General features: G+C 36.4%; 16 protein-coding genes. 7 read left to right on the forward strand and 9 right to left on the reverse strand.

Features of this window, described 5'->3' with window-relative positions:
• Positions 1–131: 131 nt before the first annotated feature.
• Positions 132–1,481 (forward strand): ice-binding family protein, encoded by a 1,350-nt coding sequence (locus C406_RS19875; protein ID WP_017380274.1) that lies wholly within the window; start codon positions 132–134, stop codon positions 1,479–1,481.
• A gap of 64 nt (positions 1,482–1,545) precedes the next feature.
• Here the strand turns inward: C406_RS19875 and C406_RS0108980 are convergent, their stop codons facing one another.
• From C406_RS0108980 to C406_RS0109000, 5 genes are all read right to left on the reverse strand, one after another.
• Positions 1,546–2,301 carry an SDR family oxidoreductase gene (locus C406_RS0108980; protein WP_017380275.1) on the reverse strand — a complete coding sequence of 252 codons (756 nt, stop codon included), beginning with the start codon at positions 2,299–2,301 and terminating at the stop codon, positions 1,546–1,548.
• Positions 2,302–2,836: 535 nt separating this feature from the next.
• A complete protein-coding gene (locus C406_RS0108985) occupies positions 2,837–5,302 on the reverse strand; it encodes a S8 family serine peptidase (RefSeq protein ID WP_017380276.1) in 2,466 nt (821 codons plus the stop codon).
• Between the two features lie 458 nt (positions 5,303–5,760).
• The gene (locus tag C406_RS0108990; protein WP_017380277.1) at positions 5,761–7,218 is read right to left on the reverse strand and encodes a S8 family serine peptidase; all 1,458 of its coding nucleotides are present in this window, start codon (positions 7,216–7,218) and stop codon (positions 5,761–5,763) included.
• Positions 7,219–7,344: 126 nt separating this feature from the next.
• The gene (locus C406_RS0108995) at positions 7,345–7,983 is read right to left on the reverse strand and encodes a response regulator (RefSeq protein ID WP_017380278.1); all 639 of its coding nucleotides are present in this window, start codon (positions 7,981–7,983) and stop codon (positions 7,345–7,347) included.
• Entirely contained in the window at positions 7,976–9,823 is a 1,848-nt protein-coding gene (locus tag C406_RS0109000; protein ID WP_017380279.1) for a GAF domain-containing sensor histidine kinase, read from the reverse strand. The genes C406_RS0108995 and C406_RS0109000 overlap by 8 nt, the downstream gene beginning before the upstream one ends.
• Before the next feature lie 363 nt (positions 9,824–10,186).
• Between C406_RS0109000 and C406_RS21025 the strand changes: the two genes are divergently transcribed.
• From C406_RS21025 to C406_RS0109030, 6 genes are all read left to right on the forward strand, one after another.
• Positions 10,187–10,618 carry a hypothetical protein gene (locus tag C406_RS21025; protein ID WP_017380280.1) on the forward strand — a complete coding sequence of 144 codons (432 nt, stop codon included), beginning with the start codon at positions 10,187–10,189 and terminating at the stop codon, positions 10,616–10,618.
• Between the two features lie 3 nt (positions 10,619–10,621).
• The gene (locus tag C406_RS21030) at positions 10,622–10,882 is read left to right on the forward strand and encodes a potassium channel family protein (protein WP_272943000.1); all 261 of its coding nucleotides are present in this window, start codon (positions 10,622–10,624) and stop codon (positions 10,880–10,882) included.
• A gap of 21 nt (positions 10,883–10,903) precedes the next feature.
• Positions 10,904–11,269, forward strand: a complete 366-nt coding sequence (locus C406_RS0109010) for a hypothetical protein (RefSeq protein ID WP_017380282.1) — start codon at positions 10,904–10,906, stop codon at positions 11,267–11,269.
• 82 nt (positions 11,270–11,351) lie between these two features.
• Positions 11,352–11,651, forward strand: a complete 300-nt coding sequence (locus C406_RS0109015; protein ID WP_017380283.1) for a hypothetical protein — start codon at positions 11,352–11,354, stop codon at positions 11,649–11,651.
• Between the two features lie 25 nt (positions 11,652–11,676).
• Positions 11,677–12,243 carry a signal peptidase I gene (lepB, locus tag C406_RS0109020; protein ID WP_017380284.1) on the forward strand — a complete coding sequence of 189 codons (567 nt, stop codon included), beginning with the start codon at positions 11,677–11,679 and terminating at the stop codon, positions 12,241–12,243.
• A gap of 240 nt (positions 12,244–12,483) precedes the next feature.
• Positions 12,484–13,380 (forward strand): glycerophosphodiester phosphodiesterase family protein, encoded by an 897-nt coding sequence (locus C406_RS0109030; RefSeq protein WP_017380286.1) that lies wholly within the window; start codon positions 12,484–12,486, stop codon positions 13,378–13,380.
• A 310-nt stretch (positions 13,381–13,690) separates the two neighbouring features.
• On the opposite strand, the gene C406_RS19430 is transcribed toward C406_RS0109030, so the two are convergent.
• The 4 genes from C406_RS19430 to C406_RS0109055 form a co-directional block, all read right to left on the reverse strand.
• Entirely contained in the window at positions 13,691–17,038 is a 3,348-nt protein-coding gene (locus C406_RS19430; protein WP_017380287.1) for a glycosyltransferase, read from the reverse strand.
• A 207-nt stretch (positions 17,039–17,245) separates the two neighbouring features.
• The gene (gene tagU / locus C406_RS0109040; protein WP_017380288.1) at positions 17,246–18,184 is read right to left on the reverse strand and encodes a polyisoprenyl-teichoic acid--peptidoglycan teichoic acid transferase TagU; all 939 of its coding nucleotides are present in this window, start codon (positions 18,182–18,184) and stop codon (positions 17,246–17,248) included.
• Between the two features lie 580 nt (positions 18,185–18,764).
• Complete coding sequence (locus tag C406_RS0109050) at positions 18,765–19,865, reverse strand: glycoside hydrolase family 18 protein (protein ID WP_017380290.1); 1,101 nt, start codon at positions 19,863–19,865, stop codon at positions 18,765–18,767.
• A 251-nt stretch (positions 19,866–20,116) separates the two neighbouring features.
• Positions 20,117–20,899 (reverse strand): hypothetical protein, encoded by a 783-nt coding sequence (locus C406_RS0109055; RefSeq protein ID WP_017380291.1) that lies wholly within the window; start codon positions 20,897–20,899, stop codon positions 20,117–20,119.
• Positions 20,900–20,902: the final 3 nt, after the last annotated feature.

The following is a 20,902-nucleotide window of genomic DNA, read 5'->3' on the forward strand; positions in this document are numbered from 1 at the left end:
ATCTTTTAAAACTATTTTTATGGGAATATAAGTATAAAAAGAAAATTTTATTATAATAACTATATTTTAGAATATAATGTATAATAAAGTAATTATTATTAAATAAATACCAAAATATTGGAGGAATTATTATGAAAAACAAATCATTCAAACATTTATTGTCACTTTTATTAGTTGTAAGCATGGTATTACATTCATTTAGCTTAGCATTTGCTGCTACTCCGACAGAAACATCGACAGATCTCGCAGAACCAACAAACCTTGTTGCTACTTCTGGAGATTCACAAGTCAATTTGACTTGGGCGTCAGTTACAGGAGCTACCTATTATAATGTTTATCAATCACTAGACGGTTTAACTTATAATTTAATTAGCACTCCTGCTTCAACAACTTATGATGTGACTGAACTAACAAATAGTACATTGTATTATTTCAAAGTATCTGCTGCAAACACAGTTGGGGAAAGTACTTATTCAACTGCTTTAAGTGCAACTCCATCAGTTGGACCCGCTCCAGTAAACCTAGGCCTGGCTGGCAATTTTGCTATTTTATCAAAATCAGGAATTTCTACCGTACCCAATTCTGCAATCACTGGAAATATAGGCGTTAGCCCAATTAATTCTACAGCCATTACTGGATTTTCTCTGACAATTGATGCTACTAATGAATTTTCAGAATCCACTCAATTTACTGGGAAGGCATACGCTTCAGACTATGCTTCTCCAACTCCGAGTTACCTTACTACAGCGGTAAGCAACATGGAAACAGCGTATAGTGACGCTGCTGGCAGAGCTGCCGATTATACAGAACTTTATACTGGAGACATTAGCGGTCAAACACTTACAGCTGGTGTTTACAAATGGGGCACCGGTGTTTTAATAAATTCGGATGTTACTCTCCATGGTGGACCAAACGATGTGTTTATTTTCCAAATAGCTAAAGGAATTACTCAAGCCAATGGCACAAAAATTATTCTAACGGGTGGAGCACAAGCCAAGAACATCTTCTGGCAATCATCTGAAACCGTTTCGATTGGAACCAATTCACATTTTGAAGGAATCGTACTTGGTAAGACAAATATCACTATGGGCACTAATGCATCGATAAATGGCCGACTATTTGCACAGACTGCAGTCACTTTAATTAAAAGTACAGTTGTAGCTCCTTCAGTGGAACCTGTGGCTCATAATTATTCTATTGCTACTACAGGAAACCCAACTTTAGAACTTGGGCACAGCGCATCTTACAGCAGTCAAATATTTGATAATGGTATAGAAGTGTTTGACCAATCTGTCCAATGGAGTTTGAGAAACCAAGACGACTCTACACCAACCATGGGTAGTATCACTGAAGTCACAGGAAATAGTGCAACAGTAAACGTTGGCAGTGATTCTAGCTATGTAAATAAATACCTCGTCTTATCTGCCACTTTGACAGATGATCCAAGTATCACCATAGAAAAGTTAATCCAAATCAAATAAGTTTCGTTTAGTGAAAAAGACTTACCCTCGGGTAAGTCTTTTTTTCATTCTATGATAACTGGGACTAACTACGGTAAAACCCTCCCTCTGAATTAATAATTTGACCAGTTATCCATTTTGCATCGTCACTAGCAAGAAAAGCTACTAGTCGTGCGGCATCTTCAGGAAGCCCAATTCTCCCCATCTTAAATTTAGGTAATAGATTCTCCCTTATTTCTTCTGTCATCCAAGTTGAATCGGTGGGACCAGGGTTTACACCGTTAACCGTAATTCCTATTGGGGCAAGATCTACTGATAATGACTCAGTAAAAGCTGAAATTGCAGCTTTAGTGGCAATATAAGCTAACTCACCGGGCATTGGACCTAACCCTTGGCCTGAAGTCATATTAATGATTCTTCCTGTCTCCAGATTCAATTCCTTATAGCGACGAGCGAATTCTACACATAGAAGAAAAGTTGTCCTCATATTGACTGTATAATGATCATCGAGAGTTTTAGCATCCAACTCCATATAACCATCACTTGTCGAATGCGCCGCATTATTAACTAAAATTGAAGGAAATCCTAATTTACCTGCAATGGTATCATATATTTCATATACTGCATTTGCATCAGACAAATCAATTTCCATGCTTTCGCAGCGTACGCCTAATTTCGTAATCTCTTTTTGAAAATTCTCGGACCAATCCGGAGCAGAACCCCAATGAGTAAAGAAAATATCTATACCTTGGCTTGCTAATTTTCTGCAGATGGCCGACCCCACATCTCTTTGACTACTTGCACCAGTAATAAGAGCAATTTTATTTTGTAAATGATTCACTTACTTTCCCCCTTACAATACGGAATGAGACCGCAGGCGTGGATTAATAATGAGTTCCACTATTAATCGCCATAAACAGGTAGTCCTTCCTCCGAATATTCACTCCTCCCTCACATCTTCGACCAGCGCATTCCAATGTCCTTCAATAGCTAATTTTTAGATCAATTTCATTAGTTTTGGAAAACTAATAAATTGACTCCTAGAACACACAAAAACGGCTGAAGATACAATACCAGCGAAAATTAACGATTAAGTATATTGCCTTTATGGAATTGTTCCTTAATTAATTGGCTTGTAATAGGTTTATTAGAATTGATCAAGTTGATTGCTCGTTCTTGCAACTCCTTACTCATATCTAAACACTCTGCTGCATGTTTTTTAGTACACGATTAAACTCTTTTGATTGTAATTCCCTCTTTATAATAATCCACAAACAAAAAACCAGCGATATCAGTACTTTTACAAGTACTAATTTCGATGGCGTTTTAACAATGTAAGGAAATTGGGTTAGACTACAGGGTGTGAAAAACCCTTATCAATGTGCAAACCAGGCTTCATAGTATCGGCTGGCTGCGACAGCATAATCTCCTCTTGTTACATTAGTTTCAGGTTTAAATATTGCTTGGATTGTTGGCTCTAAATCATATGGACCTTGTTCCACATTAAAGGTAGCATTCAAGATATTTAAGTTTAAAGCAACTTGTACATAACCTTTCATTGCTTGTGAAATTGTTCCGCTATCATTGATGGTAATTCTTTCATCATTATAAAGTACTGTTACTTCACCGGTATGCTCACGTGCTTCTTTTTCCAAGCCCAAAGCTTGAACGAGTGAGTATGCAAGTTCAGTTCTGTTAACTTCTCCACTCGGATTGAATTGACCAGTTGAGTTAAGTTGCATTACCCCGTTCTTGCTATAACCGATATCACGTATTGATGCGCCTTTTGAAACTACAGCTTGAATAAATGGGACATCAGAGCTCTTCACATCTTTAGGAGCTGCTGCTTGGCTTTGGCGAATACCAGTCCCCATAACAAGCGAGCGTGCCAATTCGTTACGCACGAGATTTTGGTTCGGTTTAAATGATCCATCTGCATATCCATCTATTAACCTTTCGTTTACAGCCATTTTTATCGCTGAGCCTGCAGCGTGTCCTTCAATATCAGATAAGCCGGTAAAACCACTCACTTTTGATAAAGTGAGTGACCCTTTTACGGTCTCAGGAAGGGCAATTCCAACTGGATTAGCTTCGTCTCCTCTTAATCCACGGATTTCAGATTTCCATTCACCCGATTTCGGTGAGTTAACCGAAACCGTCCGATCTGTATTAAGTGGGAACAACAGGCTCACTCCTGAGCTGTACTCAGTGCCATCTGGAGCGATTAAGACTAAATTAATTGGATTTCCAGTTTCCTCTAGAACCCCTTTGCCATTAACCTTCGCAGTTAGTTGAGCGATTCCTTCTTCAACTTGAAAAGTAGAGCTATTTGAATCTAATGTAGCAGGATTGTAAGCTACCTCAAAAGACGTTTTTTCGTTAGTTGTATCTACATTGCTATTAAATTCTTGATTGTTATTGAGCGTACTTCCATATAAATTTCCGAACATGACGCTATCAAGTGCCGCATAGGCATTCAGATAACCTGTTCCCGCTTCCCATGTTTCATAGCCAGGCATGTTCGTTGCTGTTTCTTGCAACACTTGCTTAATTTCGTCTGGTGATAGATTTGGTTGAGCTTCAAGCAGTAAAGCCACGACTCCAGCCACATGAGGCGTCGCCATCGACGTTCCGCTCATCGTCGTATAAAAAGGTAAAAAAGCTGGTTCAATCATTTCAACATCTGCTGTTGCTCCTAATGATGAAACCGGGGCAATGACACGAGTTGAAATAATATCAACGCCAGGTGCAGTTAATGCTGGTCGGTCTTCCCAAGTCCACGTCTTGCCGTCCAATTCAAATGTTCCTCCAACGTCTTTCGTTCCTCTTGAAGAGAAACCAGCTAGCTTACCGTCTTTTTCACCCGCTGCAACTGAGATGACCCATGGCGCTTTTGCATAAGGATTATGCGTATCTTCCCCTGGTCCTTCGTTACCTGCGGCAAATAAAACTGTTATACCACGGTCGTAAGCTGCCTTACTTGCAACGTTGATTGGATGATTAGGATCGAAATCTTCCGAAGACCCCCATGAGTTGGTGATTACACGTATGTTGTATTGTGTTTGATGAGTGATTGCGTAATCAAATCCACCAATTCCATCTAAGACAAACAATGCTGCACCAGATCCATATCCAACTAGATCAGCCCCTGGAGCCGCTCCTTCATATTTCCCGCCTGAGCTTGCACCTGTCCCGCCGACTGTCCCAGCTACATGCGTACCATGCCCAGAATTCGTATCAGTATTTGGCACATTTTCTGTGTAAGTAATAGGTAATAGCTCTGGTGCAAAGCTATTTAAGTTTGTGCTTCCCATAACATTTTGCACAAGATTTTTTCCAAGTTCATGATCTTTATGTGTTCCGTCAACACCACTGTCATTGACAACAACACCCACTCCTTTTCCACTTACTGGAAATCCTCCATTTGCCTTTTTCATCTCATCATCGGTGCGAGCCTTGTCTACACCAGTTAATTGATTTGCGTCGTAATTAAAGTAGTTTAATTGACTATTTAGGTAGAGAGATTTAACTCCATCTTCCGTCGCTAACTTATTAATTTGTTCCTTCGTAGCCAAGACACCCGCTATTGGCAAGGACTTCATTGTTACCCCAGTTGAAATGTCATGCCCTTTTAAAAGGTTTAGCTGTTCACTTGTTGGTGCGCCATTCCCTTCAAAAGTAACAATAACTTGTATAGGATCAGTTGCTGTTTCTAGAACTTCCGACAGCTTACTGTCGATCTTCACTGTAGATGCTGCCTTTACATAGCTTGGCTGAGTACCGTTAAACAGAACAGCTGTAAACATCATTATGCATATGAAACTATAAATTATTCTTTTCATAATAAAACTTCCTTTCATATTTTCTTCGTACTCTTATTATCTGAAAATTACATCACTATTACTATTCAGCAAAGGACGTAAATTATCTCGGTAAATGTACTATCTTTATGTCGTACAAAAGTAGTAGAGTTTCTAAACGGAAAGGGAATAACCTGTTAATTAAATTCCTAAATTTAACTATTACAATATGGATCGCGATTTTACAACGTTTCCTTCCATGATCACTACGTCACCGCCAATAATTACAACTGAGCTATCGCTCGACACTAGACCAATAGCTTTTGACGATGCGAGACACGTTACAATGGAGAAATTCTTCATAGCAATATAGCAGATCCATTAAATTAAGTAATAAAGCGACCGATTCAGTGTTATTTTCGCTTTCTTATACCGCTAAAAAAATCCTCCGCATAAGCCTGCGGAGGATTTCATTGATAATATTTAGTTTAGTGATTAGCTTATTTACTCTTTTTCACTTTTGCATTTGCATTAATGGACTGATTCATATTAATTGCGCCCTCAACAGCTGCATAGGCATTAACGTAACCAGATCCTGTTTCCCATGTTTCATAATCTGGCATGTCAGTAGCCGTCTGTTCAATCAGTTGTTTTACTTCAAGTGGTGTAAGCTGTGGATTCGCTTCTAATAGAAGAGCGACGATGCCCGCTACATGTGGTGCTGCCATAGAAGTTCCACTCATTGTTGTGTAAAAAGGAATGTATTCAGGTGGAATATTTGCAATGTCATCCGGTGATCCTAATAAGGGTAACGGTGAAATGACTCGTGTGGAAACAATGTCCTGTCCAGGAGCAGTGACAGTCGGACGGTCCTCCCAGTTCCATGTCTCACCATCTACTATAACGGTTCCACCTTTATCCTTCACCCCACGAGATGAAAAATTAGCTAGCTGACCTTGTTTCGTTCCAGCAGCAACTGTAATAACCCATGGCGCTTTTTTATAGTTCCCAGAAATTGTTGAATCTCCTGGGCCAGAATTACCTGCAGAGAAAACTGTAATAATATTACGGTCATAAAGTGTTTTTGTAGCTACATTTATCGGATTGTATGGATCAAAATCAGTGCCTGAATCACTTGTATCTCCCCATGAATTCGTGATAACCCGAATATTGTACTGAGCTTGATGAGTCAGAGCATAGTCAAACGCTCCTAACGTATCTAGAATCGCTACTGCTGTGCCCGAGCCGTATCCAACCAATTGTGCTCCAGGTGCAACACCTTCATATTCTCCATCTGACATCGTTCCTGTAGCTCCTACAATTCCTGCAACATGCGTCCCATGCCCTGAGCTTGTATCTGTGTTTGGTACATTTTCTACATAAGTAATCGGAAGAAGCTCACTTTGTGCGTGTAAGTTCGCACCACCAAGAACATTTTGAACGACATGAGAACCAAATTCAAGATCTTTATGTGTGGCATCAACTCCACTGTCATTAATGACAACACCAATTCCTTTACCTGTTACAGGCAAATCACCATTTGCATTTCGTACATGTTCATCGGCACGAAGTTGGTCGACACCCGTCAATTCAGTTGCCTCTTTATTTTCATACTGTAATTCCTTGTTTTCATAAATAGAGAAAACATGTTCATTAGTAGCAAGTGTTTCTACCTGTGTTTTTGTTGCTATGACTCCAGCAATCGGCAGTTCCTTCAATACTATGCCTGCAGAAATACCGACATCCTTCAAGATATTTAAAATTTCCGCTTGTGATTCACTGTCTTTCTTAAAGGTAACAATGACCTCCTGTGCAGCAACTGTAGTATCGAGAAGCTCAGTCAATTTAGGATCCACAACCGCTGGCGAAGTGGTAACAGCACTTACAGTCTCAAACGGCGCTACTACAAATGAACCGAAAATTAGACTTAGTGTCATTAATGCAGATAAAACCTTCATAAAATCTCCTCTTTCTCTGAATATTCATTCTTTAATACCAGTATGGCATCCATTCATAAAAAGTCCTATTCTACAGAGGCTGTATCTTAAACTAGCAAAGGTACTATTTTTGCTACTACTAAAGTATTACGACAACGGAACGAGCTGGTTTTGCACGGCATAAATCACTACTTGTGTTCGGCTCTTTACATCTAGTTTTTTGAAGATTTTACTGACATGGATTTTTACTGTCTTATCACTTATAAAAAGAGCTTGAGCAATCTCCTTGTTGTTCATGCCTTGAACTAGACAAAGCAGTACTTCCTTTTCCCTTACCGTAAGCGTATCTTCTTTGCTCTGGACCGGCTCAGGCTGATTAAAGCTAAGAAACTTTTTTGTCATGGATGATTGAATGACCGACTGTCCCTTCGACACGGAACGTATCGCATCAACCACATGCTGAGAAGGTGCATCTTTAAGCAAGTAACCATCAGCTCCCGCGCGGATTGCTGACATAAAGTATTCATCATGGTCATACATCGTTAACATCAAAATTTTAATATCTGGATAGTCATTTTTTATAATACCGGTGACTTCAATCCCGTTTTTATCTGGAATATTAATGTCCATTAAAATCACATCTGGTAAAAGGACTCCAACTTTTTCAAGAGCGTCATTTCCTGAAACAGCTTCACCGATCACCTCAATATCCGTTTCCATATCCAATATATTTTTTAAACCGTCGCGTAGTACGGCATGATCATCGACCAACATGAGTTTAATCATCCAAGTTTCCCCCTTCAATTCCCATCTTCGGCACGCTCAGAACAATTTCTGTTCCAGTACCCTCCCTGCTTTCTACCTGCAGTGAAGCACTAATTTTCTCTGCAGCTTCATTCATATGAAGAATACCGAAATGTGGCTCTTTACGTGCTTTAAGCATTGCATTATATAGAGAAAAGCCTATACCGTCATCCTTCACTTTTAATAACGCATGCTCTTTTTGATAGCTTAAAAGAACAACAATCTTATTAGCTTGTGAATGTTTGACCGCATTTTGGAAGCTTTCCTGAAAAATGTCGAAAATAATTTTCTCCGCCATTGAGCTTAGAGCAAATTCTCTACCTCGTATCTCCAGTTCAATTTTAATTGAATGTTCTTTTTGTATTACCGTAATTCGCGAAGAAATGGCAGCTTGCAAGCCTACTCTTTCTGTTGGATAAGGACGAAGAGCATAAATGGATTCCCTTACTTCTTTCAAACTTTGCCGTAATTTCTCTTTACTTTCTCGAACAAGACGAAGCGAGTCATTTGGCATTTTACTGAATTTTCGTTCGGCTGTTTCCAACTTCATGACTGCACCTGCAAGTGTTTGTGCCACTCCGTCATGAATCTCCCTAGCAATCCGGTTTCTTTCTTCTAGAATAATCGTTTTCTCCTGTTGTGTTATTAGCATCTTCGTTTTAATTAACACAGCCAATTGATTAGCAATAGTCGCTGCAGGTTGAATATCTTCTTCATTAAAACTTTTAGTTCTACTGCGTCCAAAAATAAATAGACCAACTACCTCTTCATCAATTAATAAAGGGGCATATAAGAAGGTGCGAAATTCTTTATCAAAAATTCCTGAGGCAGGCCCACCATCTTTTTTTGCATCATGAAAGATCGTTAGCTGCCTAATGTTATCAAATGCGGCTTTTGCTTCTTCTAGTTTTTCTTGATGATTTTTCGACAGTCCTGATGCAAATTTCAATTGCCAGGTATTGTTTTTCTTAATCCATAAAGCACATGCGTCAACATCGATAAACTGCTGTAAATTGTTCTCTAGAAAGCTGAGCCACTCTTCTGTTGCAATCTTTTTATTTAGCTCTGTCGATATATTAAAAAGAGCTTTTAGCCTTGCCTTTTCTTTTTTCAATCGAACAATGATAGAACTTAGTAAGGCCAATGCCACTAGTGGTGAAAAAAAGAAGAAAAAGGAAATAACATCAATATCTCCTCTATTCTGGCTTCCTAATACATAAAAAAGGACGAGATACACAAAGGAAATGAAGAAACTATTTAATTCCTGCAAAGACTTTTGTTTCCAGACTTTATACAAATAAGGCTGGGGCCTAACGGTTAAAATAAAGTCGACAATTAAATTATTGATTACATAAAAAGGTAAAATTATTAAGATAAATTGAATAATCCCTTGGATCAGCAAGGAATAATTGTCTAGGGGTACCAATGGAAGAACAGATATAGCAATTAAATGCGCACTAACGAAGCTAATGATAAGCTGAGCTGGATTGAAAAAAACAATTCTTAACGGGCGTCGTTTTAACAAATTTATCGTACAAACAATAAGTGCATAGGCCACTATGCTATATCCCAATCCATGCATTATGTATATGGTGTAAACGAGGGGAAAGCTTATCGTGGTAAAACCGCGCCAAACAGGCATCGGATATAACTCTACAATAAAAAGGAATAGTATTAAAAATCCGAAAATAAGAGGTTCATTGAGGACAGTCAATTCCATTAAACCAAATTTCATAAAAACCAAGATGCCTAAAATAGAGATGAACAAAATCATATTTCGTGCTAGACTCTCTGTCTTTTGTATGTTGACATTAGTTTTCATTTGCAGCCCCCCCTGTCAACTAGTATAAATCATAACTTTCTGATAACAGTGGTTTATTTTTATTTATTACTACTTCTTTCTATTAACACTTAGGAATAAAAACCAGATAGTCTAAGTAACATCACAGACAGAGACTAGGACAAATTAATTTTTTTGAATCTATTTTTTAACGACACAAAGATAAATTTCGGATATATATAATAGTTCAACCAACTTCCGCTTACCAGTTATCAAATTAAGCTACAACCCGATTTCCAAGCTCAAAAATAAAGTGATTTTAAATATTTCATTTGGCAAAAAAAGTATTATTTACCTGTATAATAAATGTAAACTGTAATCATATCCGTCTAGGTGGTTATGCACATGAAGAAAATCATCATTATTTATGAAGTATTTATGCTGGTTCTTGTTCTTATTTCTATATTCTTTGGCCTTTCAGAAAATAGTCGATTTATTATTTATGATTGGATTATTTGGGTGGTCTTCGTAGTTGATTATAGTACTCGTTTCTTTCTATCGAAAAAGAAATGGCAATATGTAAAGCAACATCCGTTTGAACTTGTTGCCATCATTCCATTTGATTCAATTTTTCGCATAGCACGATTCATTCGTGTTTTTCGTGTTATTCGCTTGATTGGAATTGCCTCACATTACTTAAAACCCATCAATAGTATTCTAAAAACTAATGGGTTAGACAAACTTTTGACCGTGACAGTGGGATTGTTATTTATCGTTCCTATCCCAATTATTTTAGTCGAACCATCAATCAATACTTTTTCTGATGCTCTCTGGTAGGCTATTGTCACAACCACTACCGTTGGATATGGAGATATTTCACCTACAACACCAATAGGACGTATCCTAGCTGTTTTTTTAATGTTTATTGGCATAGGCGTTATAGGTACATTAACAAGTGCAATTTCGAGTTATTTCGGGCAAAAAACTACATTATCCCATGATAAACAACTGTTAGAAATCCTACATTCAATCGAAAATCTAGAACATATTACTGACGGGGATATTGATCTAATTCAGCTTTATTTAAAAAGGAAAATATAATTCCACAGGAGATGCAATACTATGAAATTATTAAAACTTTTGGACATTATTGCTTTGATATCTATTTCACTGTTGTTGATTTTTGATTACTTTCCAAACCTTCCACTTGCTCGTACAATTCCAAAAGGTTTTCTCATTCTTCTTATTGTTCTATTTGTCTTCAGTATTTTATTTAGACGCTATATAAATCCTTCTAGTTTAGAAATATTCAAGTGGATGCTACTTTCCACTATATATCTCCTTTTCTTAATGGTATTGTTAACTTTCCTAGGAGGGAAATCAACAGTTGGGATTGCATTTACTAATGTTTTTCTTTGGATGGCTTTACTTTTAGCATCATATGATATTTACTCCCAATGGAAGAAAGCGAAAAAATCTGATGCATAGGTTTTTGCACATAGAATGACACACTGACCACTAATTAAAATCGTCCCAACCAAAATTTAACTAACACGAAAGGTGACGCGCCATGTCCTTCTTTTCAAAAATAATTGAAGCAAAAAATCGACAAAAACTCGACCGCTCTATTGAACATTACAACACGAAACACGGCCGGCTGATGAGCCAAGTTTCCGAATATGAAATGATTGAAAAACTTGATCCAACCGCCGAAGTACTAACACCCAAACGTCAACTCATGAAAGAAAAAATCATTCTTATTGAACGTAAACGTAACCAACTTATCCAGCAGCTGGAAACTTACATTGCCAAACATAAACCTGCCTCTGACTCGCGCTACCACGTCATGCTCAATAAACTAAACAAATAAAAGTATAGCTTTGGGGGCAAACAAAATGGAACAAACTAAAAAAGAGAAAAACGAGTTTTGGGAATGGACAAAAGCATTACTCGTTGCATTTGCGCTTGCCGGGCTAATTCGTTATTTTTTATTTACACCTATCGTAGTAGATGGCGAATCAATGATGCCTACTCTTAAAGATGGTGACCGGATGATTGTTAATAAAATTGGCTACGACATAGGTGAACCAGATCGCTATGATATCGTTGTATTTCACGCACCTGAAAATAAAGATTACATTAAACGAATAATTGGATTGCCAGGCGATCATGTCGCCTATAAAAACGATCAGTTATATATAAATGGAGAACCGCTGGATGAACTTTACTTAAAATCTAATAAAGAAGATCTCAGCGAAGGTGAAGGTACTTTAACAGAAGATTTCACACTTGAAGAACTTACTGAAGAGACAATCATTCCTGAAGGCTACGTGTTTGTTATGGGGGATAATCGGAGAAATAGTAAAGACAGCCGCATTATTGGGTTGATTTCAATGGATAAAATGATAGGCAAAACCAGTGTTGTTTTTTGGCCTCCAAATGAAATAGGACTTGTGAAGTAGTATTTATGGAGAATTACCAAGTTGATTAGACAAATGACTATCGGGTACATGTATAAAATGAGGCGGCTGAAGATTCAATTCAGCCGCCTTTTGCGTGTATCAGAAATAACTTCAAGTTGTAAATCATATAATTCCAATACAATATTTAACTCTGCTCCTTTTAAATTCACTCCCTTTGCACTCCAATACAATATTGTGATTAAGGTTCATTAACAACCCACACTTTGGAGGATGAATAACATGAAGAAACTGATGTTCCTATCAATCCTTCTGATTATGTATGGATGTACACAACAACAACAACCACAGCAACAACCACCTATTGAACGTCCTTCTTTACCGAATTATGATTTTCTCATTATCGCCCATCGCGGCGCATCAGCCTATACAACAGGTCATACACTTGCTGCTTATGAGATGGCCGTAAACATGGGAGCGGATTACATAGAAATTGATTTGCACATGACGAAGGATGGAAAACTTGTGGCCTTACATGATTCAGTTGTCACGCTTCACAATGCACAGCAAGCAGTAGCTGATGTCACGTTTGATGAAATTCAACTTCTTTTCCCTGGCAAAGAGTTTCATAAAAATCATCTAGCGTACACGTTACCCAATTTAGAAGATTTACGAGTTGTTGATTTGTCGGAAATTTTGTTTCACTTCGGTGACAGCATTAATTACTACATTGAAATGAAATCACCTGAAGAATATCCCGGTATTGAGGAAGAGCTGTTGCTACAGCTAAGGGAACATCACCTTCTTAATAGGGATGATGCCACTCCTAAAGTGATCATTCAATCCTTTGACGCTCCCAGTCTGAAGGAAATGTTTGCTTTAGAGCCTTCCATTCCATTAATTCAACTATATAAGTTTAGCAAAGAAGCGAAGCTTTCAAAAAAAGAACTTCGAGAACTGACTAAGTATGCATCGGGAGTCGGCGTAAATGTAGAAGCAGTAAATCGAAAATTTATTGATTCGATGCACCGCGCACGCTTGCTTGTTCACCCTTACACCGTCAATGATGAAGAATTGATGCGCAGTCTTAAGAAATTCGGTGTAAATGGAATTTTCACAGACAGACCAGATGTAGCATATCGTGTAAAAAACGAGAAAAGCAGTATAGATATTGACTAAAGGTATAGTTGCCACACCATAACCTATAGAAATAAGAAATGAGCTGTGATTTGAACATGATCACAACTCATTTTTTGTATTCCTGACGATATTCTTGCAACTTCCCACTTACCTCACAAAAACGTCGGCTGAAGATGCAATTTCAGCCGACTTTATACATTTCAACTAACCGATTTAGCTAGCAAAAATAAGTAGTAGTAAGAAAGGACTGTTACCAGTAAAGATAACAGTCCTTACATTATTGTTAACCAAGTGTGAATTGAGTTTCTTTTATACGTTTTGAAACGATGGATATTTAATTTTAATTATCCTACCTTTTAACTACCTTTCTAACTAAATTACCAGAGCGTTTTAATTTATTCCAACCCACTCGTGTACCTTTCATAGCAGCTAACATAGATTTCCAAGAAACCCATAATAACAAGTAACGGTAGAAAATTCTTTGCAAGAACAAAAGAATTAGTGGTTTAAGACTTAACTTCTCTAACCTGAATGCGAATAAACAAATAAGAAAATCAGTTAGAAGGTAACAAGAATAAAAAAATAATGATTTTTTTATATTCCCAGATAACATTCCCAAAACAAATACAATGTCTATAAATGGTGCAAACAAAGGGAATACAAATTGAAATAGCAACATATTAGGGAGCGCAACAAAACCTAATGATTTTTGTTTGATTCCACAAAAGGCTTTTTTATGCTTCCAAAAACATTGTAACGTTCCAAAGTTCCATCTATAGCGTTGTTTAATAAAATCTTTACTGTTTTCTGGCACCTCCGTATAAGCATATGCCTGTTCTTCAATGGTAATTTTATATCCCTTGCATAGTATTCTTAAAGACATGTCTGTATCTTCTGCCAATGTGTCAGATGTGAAATATCCAAGCTCTTCAATAACTTGTTTACGCCAAGCTCCGATTGCTCCTGGAACAACCGTAACGCAATTAAGCAAAGCAAAAGCACGTTTTTCTAAATTAAAACCTGTTACATACTCAACATGCTGCCAAACCGTTAATAAATTATGCATGTTTCCAACTCTAATATTTCCAGATACGGCAGCAACTTTTTCATCTATAAAATGACGAACAAGAAATGAAATAGATTCAGGTGAAATAATGGTATCTGCATCAACAGCGATAATAATATCACCATTTGCCTTTTTGATTCCCATATTAATCGCTGAGGCTTTTCCTCCGTTCATCTTATTTATAAGATGAACCTTTTCACTATTAGCAAAATTCTCAGATACAATCAATGAGGTTTGATCTTTAGAACCATCGTCTACAACAATTACTTCAAAATTTACATAATTGCTTTTTAAAACTGAATCTATAGTTCTCTTTATGACCTTCTCTTCATTGTAGGCGGAGATTACTACACTAACAAGTGGATTGAATGAATGTCCTACACTCGACATTTGAGTACGTTTTTTATGTTTAAATGCTAAGTAAAAAAGTATAGGAAGACGAACAATGAAAATAAATAACGCACTAAAAATTAAAATTAAAATAATATTGTTAAAACTTGCTACACTGACTAAAGCAACTTTGATACTCTGCATCAAAGGATCTTCTACCTTTGCAACAGTAGGCATCATGCTATCTCTTTTTGTATCCATCAGTTCACTAACTGTTACAAATGTAAAACCTTTACTTTGTAATTTTTCAATAATTTCAGGTAGTGCTTGAACTGTGGCTGTCCTGTCTCCACCACCATCATGAAGTAAAATAATATCACCGTTAGAAGCGTTTTTTATAACATTATCTACAATTTCTTTACTATTGTCTGTCTCCCAATCCTTCGAGTCAATATCGTAATCCACAGTGATATATCCCATTTGGGTTATCTCCATCATTCTTTGAAAATGGGATTTATCATAGGTATTCTTATTATCCCCATTATATGTATTCTGGTCATCTCCATAGGGAGTTCGGTACAATAAGGGTGAACGTCCAGTAATACCTTGAATGATGCGCTGAGTAGTATTTAATTCCAGTTTTAATTGATTATAAGATACTTTATTAATATTACTTGGATGGGAATATGTATGATTGCCAATTTCATGACCCTCACTATAAATTTCCTTAACCATACTTTGATGATCCTGCGCATTTTTACCAAGCATAAAGAACGTTGCACTTATTTGATGTTCTTTCAAAATTTCCAAAACATCATTTGTGTATATAGGATCAGGTCCGTCATCAAATGTTAAGACGATCTCTTTATTTTTTTTTGAGATCTTGCTTAAACGTTCAATCTCAGATTCTTTCGGAATAGAAATATATGATTCTCCGGAAATTAAACCAGATTTATCAAACTCAAGGCTACGTTCTCCCTCTTGCTGATCTGTTTTAGTACGAAAAATACTTCCTTCTCCATAATAATAGGTAGTATATCCATTCTTTACAGCAAGTAATTTATTGGTTTCATGACCTTTCACTATATCCCAGATAGATGGATCCTCAGTACCTAATCTCCATAATGCAACACCTTTAGCTCCACTTGAAATAGCCATTTTCCATTGATTGTAGAATGTAGCACTGTCTAAAAACCACAGTTCATGAGATTTATTTTTCTCCTTATATTTAATATAAGGATTTTTGCTCATATCATCCCACTCTACCTTTAGATTTGCTTTTTCTGCGATTCTCATAATCTCTTCAAAGGATACTGCTTTTCCACCTTCCTTGTTTTCCCAATCCCAATCGTATCCATAACTTCCTAGACTGACGATAAGTTTCTCCTTAGATGCTTTTGATAGACTTTCTGCATACCATGATGATGAAGCAATAGGACCTGGATTTATGAAGTTCTCATCATACAACATTAAAATCATACGATCAGAATACTTTTCAAGATTATTATAATCAAATGCCTGATTATCCGGAGGTACATCTATCGTTACTAAAAGACCAGATGCATGAAAAGTGCTATAAAGCTTCTTCATGAAGTTTGTTAGCTTGTCTCTATCACTTTTATTTATATTTTCAAAGTCAATGTTAATTCCATGATAGCCATGCTGTTTAATTTGTGTATGGAGATCTTTTATTAGTTTTGACTGTTCTTTAGGCGAATTCAATAATTTATGAATGATTTCTTGATTCCACTCACCATCAACTGTATTGTTAATTAAAGGAAGAACCTTAATATTATTCTTTTTTGCTAGATCGCCTATATCCTTTTGAATATCGCTTTCTAAGCCTAACTTAGAATTCAAGTTAAACCATTGCGGAATAAGAACGTCTATTTGGTCAATATTACGCCGTAATGAACGTTCACTATTCATATCCCAATCTACATAAAAAGCATAAAAATCATCGTTAGTAATTACGTTATTTTTTAGAAATTTTTCATTTGAAGTAGTTTTTAAAGCTTCGGAATTAACTACACTTCTTTTTTCAGATTGACTAATATCTGAAAATTCATTGACTTCCGTTGTTTTCCATTGAGGTAACATTGGATTAACGTATACACTTAAACCTAATAAAAATGTTATTACGAGACCACAAATGATTAATAGTGAAAAAATACTTATTAATACTCTCCATCTTTTTTTTGAATCTTTTTCAAAAATAAAATTAGCACTGTCATCTATGTATAAGTTAGTTTTTTTATTCTTCCTTCGACTGTAAATATAATTAGTTATCTTTCTAAACATTTAACCACCAGCTTTATATTATTTTTATCCGATGTCCTAAGGTCTATTTTTAGCTACCTAAAATAGTAAGACAAGGATAAAACACCCTCTGAATTGAAATTTCCTTAATAAGGAAAAATAAACAGGGATGTTTCTTTCGTCTATAATATCCTTCATCTACCGTATAAAAGAATCTATAGGTTTAAATTTGCCTATAGATTCTTTTATTTAGTTAACATTTAAATGTTCTTTCAACATGGTAGAAAGTTCTGTGCGCTCTGATTGAGGTACGATGTAGTAATAGTCTCCCTTGATTTCTGTTCCCTTACCATCAATTTGTACTTGTTGTATATCATGACGGGCTGCTTTGTAGTTAGCCTGAATGTTTTTCATGTCATTAAATGTTAAGTTTGTTGTCACGTTTTCACCAATTACATCTAAAAAATCACTATAATTTGCTAGAGATTTTATGCTTGCTCCTTTGTTAATAACTGCTTGAATGATTAGGCGTTGTCGATCTTGACGACCTAAGTCACCGCGTGGATCTTCAGAACGCATACGTGAATATTTTAATGCATCTGTACCTTTTATTTGTATCTGACCTTTAGGAAAGTGCTTACCCTCATATGTGAAATCAAGTGCATTGTTAACTTTTACTCCCCCTAGTGCGTTTATAATATCTTTAAAGCTTTCCATATTTAATTCAATATAGAAGTCAATTGGTACATCTAAGAAATCTTCTACTGTTTCAACGGTCGTGTCAACGCCACCAAATGAATAGGCGTGATTAATTTTATCTTCTTTTCCTTGACCAGCAATCTCGGTACGTGTATCACGCGGAATGCTAACCATTTTAGCTGATTTATCTTTAGGGTTCACTGTCAATAAAATGAGTGAATCTGAACGTCCACGGTCAGACTTACGTTCATCAATACCTAGTAATAAAATGGAAATAGAGTCTTGCTTGCTGAAATCTATCTTTAGGTCACGATTTTTTGATACTTCATTATTTAACGGTTCGTGTGTACTATTTAATGTATTTGCTACTGATTTGTAAACTGAAAATCCGTATAGACATACACCAATAATAAGAAATAAAATGATACCAATTATAATGTTGAAGCTAGTTAGTTTCTTGCGTTTTTTATGTTTCGAATTTTCTTCCATATTCAGTCTCCCTGTAATTTGAAATTAAAGTAATTATTTTCCTTATTTAAAAAAATTCACAATTACTTATCTATTTTAACAGAAAGACTAAAGAGTTTATTGAATTCTACAAAAGATGGTATTATACTATGTGGAAAAAAGAAAAAGGAGGTAATTTTTCGTTACTTTTGTAGTGCTTATATTCCAGGACCCTTGATGTTTATCGGAGTAAGTGCATTTTTATGCAACGAGAATACAAGAGGGGAATCACTTTAATTGATGTTTTTTTCGAGTATTCTACAGCTAACGGGGGAAGAATCTGCGAACCTAGCTTCTATGTTTTGTCGTAATAATAACGCTTGTACCCACTTGAGAAGAACTGAACTAAGAGTTCTGCTCTTGTTTTGGAAAAGGGGACATATCCAAGCTAATTTAAGGCTACAGAAGAAGCAAATATATAGTATCATCTAGTTGAAAATCACATAGCAATTCAAGAAGATAGAAACATCACTCAGCAGTTAATTGGTGACATTTCTTCATTACAATAAACTATGACGTATTTCCTCACTAAGTGTATTTTTTATAACTTAAGTATGGAGGATTATTCTGATTTCCCTGTCCTTTGAACATCAAAAATAGCACTTGTTAAACTACGCTTCCCTTCAGCATCATGTCCCAGCTCCCATAGCATCATCCCACCAAATCCGTTAGCAATAGCCAGTTTGGTTTTCTTTATAATTGTCTTTTCTCCATTATAATGATAGGTCGTCCCATTCAAGTTAACTCTGTCTCGTTCAGCATTTGCAGGATCATGATTAATGATAGCATCATAAGATACTTGCTTATTCGTTGAGTCTTCTGGTTGTGCATAAAAAGGTACTCCTAATACTAACTTTTCCTTTGAAATTCCTTGTTTGTCAAATAAATTAGACCAATAGCTTACGATATTCTCAGTGAATGGATATGGTGATAAATTTGCAGCATTATATCCCCCGTCCCACTGACCGTCATATGCCATAATATTAACATGGTCAACATGATGAAACATGGATGGATCATAAACAACTGATTGAACTTCTGTTCCTGTTAGACTATGAATCTTTGAATATACGGCTATAGATAACTCCTTGTCATTTAAGTGAAGCCTTTCGCCCAATATTTTTGTAAAATCAGCTAGATATTGTGCGTCCTCTTTTGAACGAGGGTGCTCAAAATCAATATCAATCCCATTAAGATTCTCTTCATTCACTATTTCAATAAGCTCGTCAATAAGCTTCTTGCGAGAAGTGGGATTTACTATGGCAGCTTTAAAATAGTCATAAGATTCTCCGCCTTTCAAGTGGTCCGCGCCACCCACAGCAAGCATCACCTTTGTACCTTCTTGATTTGCTTTTTGTACCAGTTTGCGAAGATTTGATATTGCCATCTCACCATTCATAATAAGACTTCCATCTTTTTCTGGATGGGCAAATGAAAAAATTATATGTGTTAACTTCGAATAATCGATCGATGCCGGATCTCGAAAATCCTGTACATATCCTATTAATACTTTTGTTTCCTTTTTAATAGGTTGTTCTGATTTAGCCGTTTCTTTTACTTTGAGTTGATTTTGATTGTTACTTGTAAATATAGATACTAAAAAAAATCCTCCTATGAAAATTAGCGATACTGCTATTGTTAGAAGGAGGTAGTATTTCTTCATTAAACAACACCCCTTTTCGTAGAAAATCGTCTTTTAGAATAGTATCAAAATTAATACTCCACCTCAACCTGAAGTAAGCATCATGGACTCTGAATTTGCTGAAATGGTGTGAAACAAAGCCCTTCGTGATTTTAGAAAAGAACAAATCTTCGATATCTACGGCACTGCCCTAAATAATTATACTTGCTTCTGATGTCATTAAGCTCCGCAGAGCATCTTCCTGTGATGAAAGTTCGTTGAAAATCACACAGCTAATCGATGAACAGCTTTCTCAATCTACTAGCTTCCTTTTGATTTAGTTCGTCTTCAAATCGCGTGTCGAATTTCCCAGTCCATGTATTCCAAACCCGTATAAAAACGCTGTCCTCCGTACGGTCATGCAAATGGAATTCGAGACACACCACACGTAAGCTCTTCTTCAGATCAACCGAACAAATTTCTTCAATCAGTTTCTGACCATTCTCTACTAGAAATTCATAACCCGAGTCCTCTATCATCTGTTTGATGTGTAACTCATCCAGGTTCTTGACATCGACCAAGTCGGTTTCATTTTCAAATCGAAAATCTGGTATATTTCCGTCCTCATCAAATACATTGCGACTATAATCTCGCTCCAAAGACTCATTATGGTAAGAGCTAAATGCAATTTCCACATGCTCGTCCATTGGATCATGCGCAAATGTACCTTTGGTTAAATGCATCGAGCCACTAGTGGTTAGTTGATAGGTGGTCTCTAATTTTTCAACCATCTTATTTTGCATCATTAACTCTAGCATATGCTCAACAAAAATGGTTTCAACCGCCAATAATTCGCTGATTTCATTTGCCTGCTTTACTTCCAATCTGTCCAAGATTTTCAGAATCATTTTCATCAGTACATCCATTTGACTTCGAACAACCGTTTTCATTTTAATGTCCGCTAGTTGAAGAGGAAAAGTCCAGCTGTCACTACCTAGCAAACGCAAGTGGGATTGCTCTAATAACATGGCTGATATTTTCGATATTTCTGTCTCTACTTGTAGATTTTTACTCAAACC

Origin of the sequence: Paenisporosarcina sp. TG-14 (assembly GCF_000297555.1) — a bacterium.
Taxonomy (GTDB): Bacteria; Bacillota; Bacilli; order Bacillales_A; family Planococcaceae; genus Paenisporosarcina; species Paenisporosarcina antarctica.